The sequence below is a fragment of the Radicibacter daui genome, assembly GCA_030657355.1.
In the GTDB taxonomy this organism is placed as follows: Bacteria; Pseudomonadota; Alphaproteobacteria; order Radicibacterales; family Radicibacteraceae; genus Radicibacter; species Radicibacter daui.
The window spans coordinates 1,322,501-1,333,385 of the sequence record CP131056.1; the positions used below are offsets into that span (position 1 = coordinate 1,322,501).

At 61.5% G+C, this 10,885-nt stretch carries 8 protein-coding genes, 1 tRNA gene and 2 rRNA genes (1 of these 11 only partly in view); 5 read left to right on the forward strand and 6 right to left on the reverse strand.

Going from position 1 to position 10,885, the window contains the following annotated elements:
- The 4 genes from QTL98_RS06250 to QTL98_RS06265 form a co-directional block, all read left to right on the forward strand.
- Window positions 1–1,863: ribosomal RNA gene (locus QTL98_RS06250) — 23S ribosomal RNA — on the forward strand (it extends 980 nt beyond the left edge of the window).
- A 118-nt stretch (window positions 1,864–1,981) separates the two neighbouring features.
- Window positions 1,982–2,097: ribosomal RNA gene (rrf, locus tag QTL98_RS06255) — 5S ribosomal RNA — on the forward strand.
- A gap of 86 nt (window positions 2,098–2,183) precedes the next feature.
- Window positions 2,184–2,260 (forward strand) — tRNA-Met (locus QTL98_RS06260).
- A gap of 521 nt (window positions 2,261–2,781) precedes the next feature.
- Window positions 2,782–3,720 (forward strand): DUF2971 domain-containing protein, encoded by a 939-nt coding sequence (locus QTL98_RS06265; protein ID WP_445681364.1) that lies wholly within the window; start codon window positions 2,782–2,784, stop codon window positions 3,718–3,720.
- Here QTL98_RS06265 and QTL98_RS06270 read toward each other — a convergent pair.
- Window positions 3,717–4,724, reverse strand: coding sequence for an AraC family transcriptional regulator (locus tag QTL98_RS06270; protein ID WP_445681365.1), 1,008 nt, complete (start codon window positions 4,722–4,724; stop codon window positions 3,717–3,719). The two genes, QTL98_RS06265 and QTL98_RS06270, sit on opposite strands and share 4 nt — an antisense overlap.
- 224 nt (window positions 4,725–4,948) lie before the next feature.
- Between QTL98_RS06270 and QTL98_RS06275 the strand changes: the two genes are divergently transcribed.
- The gene (locus QTL98_RS06275; RefSeq protein ID WP_445681366.1) at window positions 4,949–5,866 is read left to right on the forward strand and encodes an SDR family oxidoreductase; all 918 of its coding nucleotides are present in this window, start codon (window positions 4,949–4,951) and stop codon (window positions 5,864–5,866) included.
- Window positions 5,867–5,988: 122 nt separating this feature from the next.
- On the opposite strand, the gene QTL98_RS06280 is transcribed toward QTL98_RS06275, so the two are convergent.
- The 5 genes from QTL98_RS06280 to QTL98_RS06300 all read right to left on the reverse strand — a co-directional run bounded on the left by QTL98_RS06280 (window position 5,989) and on the right by QTL98_RS06300 (window position 10,866).
- The gene (locus tag QTL98_RS06280; RefSeq protein WP_445681367.1) at window positions 5,989–6,747 is read right to left on the reverse strand and encodes a DUF3800 domain-containing protein; all 759 of its coding nucleotides are present in this window, start codon (window positions 6,745–6,747) and stop codon (window positions 5,989–5,991) included.
- A 167-nt stretch (window positions 6,748–6,914) separates the two neighbouring features.
- The gene (locus tag QTL98_RS06285; protein ID WP_445681368.1) at window positions 6,915–7,706 is read right to left on the reverse strand and encodes an undecaprenyl-diphosphate phosphatase; all 792 of its coding nucleotides are present in this window, start codon (window positions 7,704–7,706) and stop codon (window positions 6,915–6,917) included.
- 131 nt (window positions 7,707–7,837) lie between these two features.
- Window positions 7,838–9,421, reverse strand: coding sequence for a gamma-glutamyltransferase family protein (locus QTL98_RS06290; protein WP_445681369.1), 1,584 nt, complete (start codon window positions 9,419–9,421; stop codon window positions 7,838–7,840).
- 103 nt (window positions 9,422–9,524) lie between these two features.
- Complete coding sequence (locus tag QTL98_RS06295) at window positions 9,525–9,938, reverse strand: DUF3830 family protein (protein WP_445681370.1); 414 nt, start codon at window positions 9,936–9,938, stop codon at window positions 9,525–9,527.
- A gap of 178 nt (window positions 9,939–10,116) precedes the next feature.
- Window positions 10,117–10,866 (reverse strand): RraA family protein, encoded by a 750-nt coding sequence (locus tag QTL98_RS06300; RefSeq protein ID WP_445681371.1) that lies wholly within the window; start codon window positions 10,864–10,866, stop codon window positions 10,117–10,119.
- Between the last annotated feature and the right edge of the window lie 19 nt (window positions 10,867–10,885).

The window sequence follows — 10,885 nt, forward strand, 5'->3', positions numbered from 1 at the left end:
CTAACCAAACTCCGAATACCGGTGAGTAGAGCACGGCAGACAGACGGCGGGTGATAAGGTCCGTCGTCAAGAGGGAAACAGCCCAGACCACCAGCTAAGGTCCCCAAATTATGGCTAAGTGGGAAAGGATGTGGGAAGGCCAAGACAATCAGGAGGTTGGCTTAGAAGCAGCCATCCTTTAAAGAAAGCGTAATAGCTCACTGATCTAGTTAAGCAATCCTGCGCCGAAGATGTACCGGGGCTCAAGCCATATACCGAAGCTGTGGATGTGATCTTTTAGATCACGTGGTAGCGGAGCGTTCTGTAGGCCTGTGAAGGGATACCCGTGAGGGGTCCTGGAGGTATCAGAAGTGAGAATGCTGACATGAGTAGCGACAAGGAGTGTGAGAAACACTCCCGCCGAAAGCCCAAGGGTTCCTGCGCAAGGCTAATCCGCGCAGGGTCAGTCGGCCCCTAAGACGAGGGCGAAAGCCGTAGTCGATGGGAACACGGTTAATATTCCGTGACCTGATGGAGGTGACGAAGGCTGGACGTTGTCAGACCTTATTGGATTGGTCTGGCAGCCAAGGACTTCCGGGAAATAGCCCCATCATCAAGACCGTACCCCAAACCGACACAGGTGGGCTGGTAGAGTATACCAAGGCGCTTGAGAGAATGGTGTTGAAGGAACTCGGCAAAATACCTCCGTAACTTCGGGAGAAGGAGGCCCGGTTCTTGCGCAAGCAGGGGCCGGGGGCACAAACCAGGGGGTGGCGACTGTTTAGCAAAAACACAGGGCTCTGCGAAGTCGACAAGACGACGTATAGGGTCTGACGCCTGCCCGGTGCCGGAAGGTTAAGAGGAGAGGTGAGAGCTTTGAATCGAAGCCCCGGTAAACGGCGGCCGTAACTATAACGGTCCTAAGGTAGCGAAATTCCTTGTCGGGTAAGTTCCGACCTGCACGAATGGCGTAACGACTGCCCCGCTGTCTCCAACACCAACTCAGCGAAATTGAATTCGCCGTGAAGATGCGGCGTACCCGCGGTCAGACGGAAAGACCCCGTGCACCTTTACTACAGCTTTGCAGTGGTATCAGGGTTCTCATGTGTAGGATAGGTGGGAGGCTTTGAAGTTCGGGCGCCAGCTCGGATGGAGCCATCCTTGAAATACCACCCTTGAGTATCCTGATATCTAACCGCGGCCCGTTATCCGGGTCCGGGACCCTGCATGGTGGGTAGTTTGACTGGGGCGGTCGCCTCCCAAAGAGTAACGGAGGCGTGCGAAGGTAGGCTCAGGCTGGTCGGAAATCAGCCGTCGAGTGCAATGGCATAAGCCTGCCTGACTGTGAGACAGACAAGTCGAACAGAGACGAAAGTCGGTCATAGTGATCCGGTGGTTCCGCATGGAAGGGCCATCGCTCAACGGATAAAAGGTACGCCGGGGATAACAGGCTGATACCCCCCAAGAGTCCACATCGACGGGGGTGTTTGGCACCTCGATGTCGGCTCATCTCATCCTGGGGCTGGAGCAGGTCCCAAGGGTATGGCTGTTCGCCATTTAAAGAGGTACGTGAGCTGGGTTCAGAACGTCGTGAGACAGTTCGGTCCCTATCTGCCGTGGGTGTAGGAGTTTTGAGAGGAGCTGTCCCTAGTACGAGAGGACCGGGATGGACGCACCTCTGGTGTACCGGTTGTCGCGCCAGCGGCATCGCCGGGTAGCTAAGTGCGGAACGGATAACCGCTGAAAGCATCTAAGCGGGAAGCCGACCTCAAAACCAGAACTCCCTATCAGGGCCGTGGAAGACCACCACGTTGATAGGACGGATGTGGAAGCGCAGTAATGCGTGAAGCTTACCGTTACTAATTGCCCGACCGGCTTGTTCACTCCACTCCGTTATACATGCAAGTCCTCCACCAAGAGGCACCCCGCACGGGTTACTCGGATCAAGAAACAACCCTGTTTGCCAGCAAGCGCGCTTGCAAACATCTGTTTGATTAATCGACCTGGTGGTCCTGGCGAAGGCGAAACACCCGATCCCTTTCCGAACTCGGCCGTGAAATCCTTCAGCGCCAATGGTACTGCGTCGTCAGGACGTGGGAGAGTAGGTCATCGCCAGGTCTATCAATCAAACAGAACACAGCTTCCCTCTTCAAACTCTGCCCGCTCCCCCTTCTCCGGCCTCTCCACCAGCACAATCGCACCCCTGCGGGGTGGAGCAGCCCGGTAGCTCGTCAGGCTCATAACCTGAAGGCCGCAGGTTCAAATCCTGCCCCCGCACCCAAATACGACAAAGGGGCCTTCCGAAAGGGAGGCCCCTTTGTCGTATTCTCGGTGTGGTGGTAGATGAGAGAAGACTGCTCAGGTTCAAAGCCAGGCACCGCACCCATAAAAGCAAAGACCCCAGTGCCCAAAGCGCTGGGGTCTTTGCTTTTATGGGCTCGGTGGACAGATGAGAGAAGCCTTGCACAGGTTCGGCCCGGAGCGGCACTGCCGCGTAGGGCAACGCAACGGCCACCGCAAGGTGGACGGGGCGGTAAATCCTGCCCCCGCACCCAAAATGATCGAGGCCCCGTTGCGAAAGCGACGGGGCCTTGAGCATTTTAGGCGCGAGGGTAGATGGGAGAAGACGGCTCCAGGGATGGAACTGAGTTGCATATTTTAATCCAATGTGTGGATTGCCTCCGCGGCGCCCCTTCGAGATGATTGCGCTGCAACGCGACGTGACTGTCGAACTACAAAGAAACACTTCGTAGTCCAGCCTTGAGTGAAGTCACCGTGCGCCTATGAGAAGGAGCTTTGGTAGTGTCCCGAATTCCCCGAAGGCTCTATAAATATCGTGCATTTAGCAGTAGGGCGCTCGATTTACTTATTTCAGATCAGATCTATTTTTCAGATCCAAGCTCATTTAACGATCCGTTAGACACAAAGCCAGGAATCGAACTCGATCTGGACACTCCCGAATTGGAGTGGGTATTGTCAGAGTTATATCAGCGTCGACTGAGCGAGGAGCTCAAAGCAGCTGCGAACAATTTACGTTATAGCGGTCCCAAAACTGTCGAACATATAAAGAAATTAGTTAGTCAAGGGGCGTCTAGTTTACTGAGCGGTGTGGAGCACAGGTCCTCGAATCCCTTTTGGGGGCCGGAGGATATCAAAAGGTATTTGTTAGATATTACGATTAGAGAGGAGCTGCTTGGGCGCTACGACAAGGGAGTATTTTCGTTGGCCTCGCGGTGCGAATGCCCATTGATGTGGAGCCACTATGGAGACCAACATCGGGGAATTTGTATCGGATATTCAGTTCCAAGTGAAATTTCACGCTCGGTATACCGGATAAAATATGGCGGCAATCGCCTTGTCAAAGCTAGTGACGTGAAGGCGATGCTTGAGGGGCGGCAAGCTGCTCAAGCGCGCGTCGATGAAGCTGTACTTCTGAGAAAGGCAGAGGACTGGAAGTACGAGAGAGAGTGGCGACTCTTGGGGGCAAAAGGAATTCAGGAATCGCCGTTAGAAATGGAGGAAGTCGTGTTCGGGTTGCGCTGTAGCGAGGAGGTGAAGTTTTCGATTGTTAGGGCGCTAGATGGGCGCTGCCGTAATTTAAAATTTTACGAAATTATAAATAATGGAAATGACTTTTCTCTTAATATCACTGAAGTTGATTTGGAAACGTGGTCCGATTTTCCGCACCGTTCACTTAATGGGGACGAAATGGCTAAAAAATTCGATGAGGAAATGGACTAACCTTGTCCTTTCATGACTAAATCGTATCTAGGAGCCCGCCCCATCACCCGCTTGAACGCCGTACTGAACGCACTCTCTGACTCATACCCCAGCGATAGCGCGACTTTCCCCACCGGCTCCGCCCGTGCCGCCAGCCGGTCGCTTGCCAGCAGCATGCGCCAGCGGGTGAGGTAGTCCATCGGGGGCTGGCCGACGGCCTGTCTGAATTTGAGCGCGAAGCTGGCGCGGGACATGCCGGCTTCGCGGGCGAGGGCTTCCAGTGTCCAGCGGCGGCCGGGCTCTTCATGCATCGCCCGGATGGCCGTGCCCATCTGGCGGTCGGCAAGGGCGAAGAGCCAGCCGGTGCTGCCTTTTCCGGGGGCGGCTACATGCAGCCGCAGCGCTTCCACCAGGATCATATGCGCCAGATGCTGGATGATGAGGCTGCCGCCCGGTTGCGGCTCCCGTAGCTCGCGCATCATGCCTTCCACCCATACCCGCAGCGCCGCTTTGCCCGCCCCCTCGCGCAGATGAACGATGGGTGGCAACAGGCCAGTGAGGAAGGCGGCGTGCGGACCGGCAAGGCCGAAGCGGCAACTGACGATCAGGCAGTCTTCGTCGGCTGTCTGGCTGTTGCTGGGGGTGTCCCCGTTGCGGGGACCGGTCACGCCGTTCGCACTGGCCGGGGCGCCCTGTGCCTCTTCCCCGATCCGCGTCACCCGCACCACCGCGCCGCGCCCGGCCGGTGGGAAAACGGAGGACGCGGGGCGGGCTTCCAGCGACAGGTCACTCGCCAGACGAAAGGGCCGGCCGGCGGGCAGCAGGAACGCATCGCCGGGGACAAGGCGCACGGGTTCGTCCACCCCCTCCACCGCCAGCCAGCAGCTGCCCGTCACCACCGCCCCGCATTTGATGGTGCCGGTCTGGTCGGGAAACTGGATCGCCCAGTCACCCGCCGCTTCCATGCCGGCGGAGAGATAATTCTGCGGCTTTAAAAGCGAGAGCACGTCGGAGAGCGGATCCATCGGCGGGAGGGCCTTGTTTCAGACGATGGCGAAAGAAACTCCGACTTTGGCGCATGGATCGTCTGATCTCAAGCGGATAGGTTTTTGCCGTGGCCGCTGATGGGCGGCGACGATCCCCGCCTTCGCCCTTGGGTGACTGGGCGGGGCAGAGGGGAGGGGCCAGGCAGCGCCCAAGGCCTTTCCGTCAGTTCGGGCGATCAGAATTAAAAATCAGGAGAGACGGGATGCGCGTCTTTGTAACCGGAGCCACCGGGTTTGTGGGCTCCGCCGTGGTATCGGATCTGCTCGCGGCCGGCCATCAGGTGCTGGGGCTGGTGCGCAGCGATGACGGGGCGGCCAGACTTGCCGCTACCGGCGCGGAGCCAGTGCGCGGGGATATCTATGATGTGGAGAGTGTCTGCGCCGGCGCGCTGCGTGCCGACGGCATCATCCACACCGCCTTCGATCATGATTTTTCAAAGTTCAAGGCCAACTGCGAGACAGACCGCAAGCTCATCCTCGCTCTGGGACAGGCCCTTGCCGGTTCGGGCAAGCCGCTGGTCATCACCACCGGCACCGGGGCCGGCATCCGTGCCGAGGGCCGGGCGATTACCGAAGAGGATGCCTGCAGCGTCACCTCCGAAATCGTGCCGCGTGTCGCGTCGGAAGAAGCGGCGGCCGAAGTGCAGAAACTGGGCGTGACCGTCGGCACCATGCGCCTGCCGCCTTCGGTGCATGGTGTGGGCGATCATGGCTTCGTGCCGATGCTGATCGCCATGGCGCGGGCCAAGGGCAGCGCGGCTTATGTGGGGGAGGGCGCCAATGTCTGGCCGGGCGTGCACCGGCTGGATGCAGGCCGGGCCTACCGGCTGGCGCTGGAAGCGCTGGCGGAGGGCCGCGCCCCCTCCGGCCAGCGTTTCCATGCGGTGGCGGAAAGCGGTGTGCCGTTCCGCGACATCGCTGCCGTCATCGCCCGCCGCCTGAACCTACCGCTGGTAAGCCTGACGACGGAAGCCGCCGCCGCCCATTTCGGCTGGTTTGCCCATTTCGCGGCGATGAATAATCTGTCGTCCAGTGAGAAGACCCGCGCGCTGCTCGGCTGGGACCCCACCGGACCCGGGCTCATCGAGGATATCGACCAGCCGGCTTATTTCGCCGGGTGAGCAGGGCGAGTGCAATCCGAGGAGATTGACAGGGCCGGGTCATGTGCCCATATCTGGGAACAAGTGGATTGGAAATATCCGGTCGGCGTTGGGCTTCGGTGAAAACCGGGGCCCTTCGCTTTTCAGGGGAAAATTTTGAGCCCCCAGCCTGCGAATTCGCCCTCTGCATTCGTCAGAAATTTGCTCCGCAGGATCTCAAAGGCCCGGTTGGGTTGATCAGGCTTCAGGATGTGACGCCCGATGGGGTGGGCAACCAGATCGGCCAGTTGCAGACCTTCGGAATTGATCTTCTTGCTGGTGATCCGCATTTCAAACGGCGTGCCATCGGTCCGGTAGGGAAGCAGTCCTTGGCCGTCCATCACCCGGCGGAATTCCAACTCCAGTTCGGCGTCCTCACGCTCCCCGCGGGCTTCCGCAATCAGGTGGGTTAATCTGCCCTCTTGTCCGTGGGCTCTCAGAAATCTGTTCGTTCGCTCCATGCAAAGGCCAAGAGCGACATGGTAGGGGTTAAAGGGCGACTTATACCGTTGGGCAAGCTGTAGCTTGTCGATCGCTGCGGCGACGATTGTTATCGGCATGCCGGCAACAAGCCCGTTAAGGGCGGCGAGGAATTTTTCCCGTCTCTCCCTTATTTGGAGAAAAGAAAAATCCCCCCTCGGTTTGCGGATTTCATGAGCGTGGAGGACAACCGTGTCGTGCCCCCAGAAATCGAATTTTAAGGCCTTCATCGCTGGTACGACACGCTGCAAGTAAGCAGCCTTCTCGACGATCACAAAAACCAGCACAAAAAGCGGGAACTCGGGGTCGATTGACATCAACCCGTGGTCGCCGCTTTCGTCAATGAAGACAATATACTCGCCGAATGCCGCCAGAGTGCTCATCCGCAGACGCTACCTGAAACACGGTAGCCGCGCCATGTGCGGGCTCCATTTTGCGGCCTTCTCCCGCCTCGTCATTGCGCGGCTACTGGGACAGGACATTCAGGTCCGCTGGCGCTTCCGCCGGTTGGAACGGGCTTCTTGCGTCAGCCGCCTGAGGATCGCTTGTTTTAAAGCGCGCCCGTCGCCGCCAGTCCCAGCAGGGCCGCACCGAAGAGGATGCGGTAGATGGCAAAGGACGTGAAACGGTGCGTCTGGATGAAGCCGAGCAGCCATTTTACCGCGATGAAGGCGGTGATGGTGGAGACAACAAAGGCAATGCCCAGCCCCGTCCAGTCCGCCTGCATTTCATTGTGGCGGAACTGGCTGAAAAGCTCATAGCCGCTCGCCGCATACATGGTGGGAATGCCGACGAGGAAAGCGAACTCGGTTGCCGCCGCCCGGTTGCTGGTGCCCGTCAGCATCGCCGCGAAGATGGTGGCGGCGGAGCGGGAGGTCCCGGGGAAGATGCCGGCGATGATCTGCGCCACGCCCACCACGATGGCAACCGTCCAGGTCACTTCCTTGCGGTCCGGGAAACGCGCGGCGATGCGTTCCGCCGCGATCATCCAGAAACCGCCGATGATGAGCGCCCAGGCGATGGGCTGGATCGTCTCCGGCAGCTTGAAGCCGAGTTTCTTGGCGATGAGGCCGAGCACGGCGGTGATGAGGAAAGCGACAATCAGCTTGCCGGCATAGGCCCGGTTTTCCGGGTTCCGCCAGCCCAGGAGCAGCGAGACGATGCGCTTCCAGTAGATGATCGTCACCGCCAGGATGGCACCGGCCTGGATCACCACATTGAATGTGTCGGAACGGGCGCCGAGCCAATGTTCGGCGATCAGCAGATGGCCGGTGCTGGAGATCGGCAGAAACTCGGTGATCCCTTCGATCACGCCCAGGATGGCATCGTTCAGATAATCCAAGTCTGTTTCCCTGTTTTGGTTGGCCGCTGGCCGGTCATAGCATCAATCCGGCTCCGGCGGTTGGGGCAAGTCCGTGGCCGGCGCTGCCGGGGCACGGGGCGCGGGCGCGGTGCTTTGACGCGGTTAGCCCCTCAGAACACCACTGCCGCGCCGTCCGATCTCGGATCGCTTGCCCCTTCAATAAGCCCGTCCGGGTGGCGCACCAGCGCGCCGGCATGGCCCATCATGTCGCTGAAGTCCGCCACCCGCTCCACCACATGGCCGGCGCCGGCAAGCGCTGCCACCAGTGCCGGGTCGAAGCGGCCTTCCAGCTTCAGTGTCGTGCTGGCATCGCCCCAGGTTTTGCCCAGCAGCCATCGCGGCGCGGTGATGGCCTGCTGCAGGCCCTGGCCGAAATGGGCATAGCGGGTAAAGAGCGCGGCCTGCGTTTGCGGCTGGCCGTCGCCGCCCATGGTGCCATAGGCCATCACCCGCCCGTCCGCCAGCTCGGCCAGGGCAGGGTTCAGCGTGTGGAACGGGCGTTTGCCGGGGGCAAGCTGGTTGGGGCCGGGCGTCAGCGAAAAACCCGCGCCGCGGTTCTCGAACACAATGCCGGTCGTCGGGCAGGTAAGGCCGGAGCCGAACTCCCAGAACACACTCTGGATAAAGCTGACGCTGGTGCCCTCCGCATCCATCGCCCCCATCCAGATGGTGTCGCCCTTGCGCTCCGGGTCCGGCCATTCCTGCGCGCGGGACATGTCGATGCCCGCTGCCAGCGCGTCCAGCCGGCTGGCGGTGAGCCAGTCCTGCGCCGGCTCCGCCATGGCGTCCGGATCGCCCAGATCGCGGTTGCGCAGGCGAAAAGCCTGTTTGGTCGCCTCGATGAGCCCGTGCAGATGGTCAAAACCTTCCGCCTCGGTCACCCCCAGCCGGTCGAACAGCGCCAGGATCATCAGCGAGGCGACGCCCTGCGTCGGCGGCACCATGTTGTAGAGCCGCCCGGCGGAGGTGGTGACGGTCAGCGGGGTTTCGCGGGTGGCGGCAAAACCGGTGAAGTCTTCCTGCCTGAGCGGGCTGCCCTCGCTTTTCAGGAAGCGCCCGTGGGTCGCGGCAATGTCGCCGTTGTAAAAACTCTCCAGCCCGTCTTCGGCGAGGGCATCGAGCAAGGCGCCAAGCGCCTGCTGCTGCATCTTCATGCCGGCCAGTGGCGGGGCGCCGCCGGGCAGGTAGATTTCGGCAAAACCGGTCTGGTCCTTGAGGCCGGCGAGTTTGCCCCTCGTCGTTTCGGCCTGGTTGCCGGTCACCGCCATGCCGTCCCGCGCGTAGTGGATGGCCTCGGCCAGCAGGGTCTTCAGCGGCAGGCGCTTGGTGGCTGGCACCAGCTCCAGCGCCTTCTGCCAGCTGGCCACCGCGCCGGGCACGATGAGGGCGGCATGACTGCCCCGGGTGGGGATGGCTGCATGGCCGCGTTCGGCATACCAGCCGGGGGTGGCCAGTGCCGCCGCCCGCCCGCTGCCGGAAATGGCAACCGGCGCCTCCCCCTTGCGCTTGATGAGCCAGAAGGCATCGCCGCCAAGGCCGTTCATGTGCGGGTAGGTCACGGCGATGGTCGCGGCCGCCGCTACCATTGCCTGAATGGCATCGCCGCCCGCCATAAGCACGTCGCGCCCGGCAAGGGCGGCGGCACGGTGCGGGGCGGTTACGCCGCCACGAAAACCAAGGGCGCTGTGCAGCATGGGGCGGGCCTTTTCTCTTTTCCTGAGGGCGGTGTGGAGGAGGGGCAGAAACAACAAGGCCCGCTGCCGTTGCCGGAAGCGGGCCTTTTCTGTTCGTGTGGCCTCAGGCCTTGTCGAAGCGGATGTCCTGGGCGCCTTCCCACAGGGTCATGCGGCCAAGCTCCGGCAGCTTGTCGAGATTGGAGGTGATGGTGAGGAAGTGGTTGCCGGCCAGCTGGCCCATCTTGCAGGCAAACTGCACGCCGCCATACCCCAGCAGGATTTCCGTCTCGCTGATGCCGCCCGGATAAAGCAGGAACTGGCCCGGCGCCGGATAGCTGGTGTGGTTTTCGTAGCCGACTTCAAAATCATAGTCGCCGAGCGGAATCCACACACCCTCGCCGCTCCAGCGCACATGCACCACCTTGCTGATGAAGGGCAGGCGCTTGAGGAAGGAAGCGCAGGTCTTCGGCGCCTTTTCCGTTTCCAGCACGGCATCGAAGGTGAAGGGGCCGGCGGTGATCTTGAGTTTTTCCATTGACCTGTCCTGTTTGCCAAGAAGGGCCGCGGTGGCCAGAGGGCCGACGGCGCTGATAACTTGCCGCCAACAAAGCCAGAGCCCGGCTTTTGGAGTCAATGCCGCGCCGCGAAAGCGTGCGCCGTTTCTCGCCTGATGGAAAGCCGGTGCGGCTGCGCCGGTAGCTGCGCGGTGCGCCTTACGCCCCGGCCAGCGCCTTGCGCACGGCGTCGGCTGCAGGCACGGAGCCATCGGTGCGATAGGCCTCCAGAAACGGCATCAGCGCGGGCGGCAGCGGAAACACCTCGGTCAGGCGAAAGCCGGCCTCCAGCAGCGTGCGGGAAAATCGCTCCTTGAGCGCTGTTTCCTCATGCCGCTCTATCGCCAGCTCGGCAAGCGCGCGGGGCAGGAAGAGTGTGCCGTTGCGGTCGGCCAGCACCCAGTCATCGGGCAGCACCGTCACCTCGCCAAAACGCACCGGGCAGCGGCTTGCCACCGGCACCAGCGTGGCATGGGCCGCCATCGGCGCGATGCCCTGTGCCATCACCGGCAGGCCAACATCGGCAAGGTCATCAAGGTCGCGCACGGCGCCATCCGCCAGCACGCCCCGGCAGCCCAGATGAGCCGCGCGGGTGGCGATCATGTCGCCCAGCACCGCGCCCTTCAGGCTGCCGCCGGCCGCCAGCACCACCACCTCATGCGGCTGCAAGGTGTCGATGAATTCGAAATTGAGCGGCGGCCCCTTGCGCTCCCTCAGCTCCGGCCGGCCGGGCAGGAACTGGATGGTCAGCACCGGTCCCGCGATGCTGGTGCCGGGCTCCGGCGGGGTCATCGCCGTCAGCACCGGGCCCGCCCGCTCCATAAGGTTCTGGTCCTTCAGCATGTCGCTGGCAAGAGCGGTGGAAAGACGGCCAAGCCGGGCGGCGAGGGTGGCGGTATCGAGCGGCATCGGGACGGGTCTCAGGGGT

Bases quoted from the DNA above. Each gene is read 5' to 3' on its own strand.
- QTL98_RS06270 (WP_445681365.1), bottom strand. From the start codon at position 4,724: ATGGATCCGCTCTCCGACGTGCTCTCGCTTTTAAAGCCGCAGAATTAT.
- QTL98_RS06295 (WP_445681370.1), bottom strand. From the start codon at position 9,938: ATGGAAAAACTCAAGATCACCGCCGGCCCCTTCACCTTCGATGCCGTG.
- QTL98_RS06280 (WP_445681367.1), bottom strand. From the start codon at position 6,747: ATGAGCACTCTGGCGGCATTCGGCGAGTATATTGTCTTCATTGACGAA.
- QTL98_RS06300 (WP_445681371.1), bottom strand. From the start codon at position 10,866: ATGCCGCTCGATACCGCCACCCTCGCCGCCCGGCTTGGCCGTCTTTCC.
- QTL98_RS06275 (WP_445681366.1), top strand. From the start codon at position 4,949: ATGCGCGTCTTTGTAACCGGAGCCACCGGGTTTGTGGGCTCCGCCGTG.
- QTL98_RS06290 (WP_445681369.1), bottom strand. From the start codon at position 9,421: ATGCTGCACAGCGCCCTTGGTTTTCGTGGCGGCGTAACCGCCCCGCAC.